Source organism: Bacillus cereus group sp. N24 (assembly GCF_016483345.1).
GTDB classification, from domain to species: Bacteria; Bacillota; Bacilli; order Bacillales; family Bacillaceae_G; genus Bacillus_A; species Bacillus_A toyonensis.
In genome coordinates this window covers 1-235 of record NZ_JAEHCA010000163.1, presented here as the reverse complement: position 1 = coordinate 235, position 235 = coordinate 1, and the positions used below count along the sequence as shown (strand labels likewise).

Genomic DNA, 235 nt, shown 5'->3' with positions numbered 1-235 from the left:
GACGCCCTCCGATCCAACCCCGTGTCCAGCCGGCTAGCGGAGCTGGCTAAGACTCAGACGGAAGCGGAGCGATGCAAACAGGTTGGCACCAGGTAAACGGAGCGTGGTATTACTTCAACGGAAGCGGAGCGATGCAAACAAGTTGGCACCAGGTAAACGGAGCATGGTAGTACTTTAACGGAAGCGGAGCGATGCCTACAGGGTGGCAGCCGGTAAAGGGAGCAGGGTAGTACTT

1 protein-coding gene is annotated in these 235 nt (G+C 57.4%); it reads left to right on the top strand.

Features of this window, described 5'->3' with window-relative positions; translation table 11 throughout:
- The first annotated feature begins 71 nt into the window (after positions 1-71).
- Entirely contained in the window at positions 72-170 is a 99-nt protein-coding gene (locus JDS95_RS30865) for a hypothetical protein (RefSeq protein ID WP_199691075.1), read from the top strand.
- The last annotated feature ends 65 nt before the right edge of the window (positions 171-235 follow it).

Bases quoted from the DNA above. Each gene is read 5' to 3' on its own strand.
- JDS95_RS30865 (WP_199691075.1), top strand. From the start codon at position 72: ATGCAAACAGGTTGGCACCAGGTAAACGGAGCGTGGTATTACTTCAAC.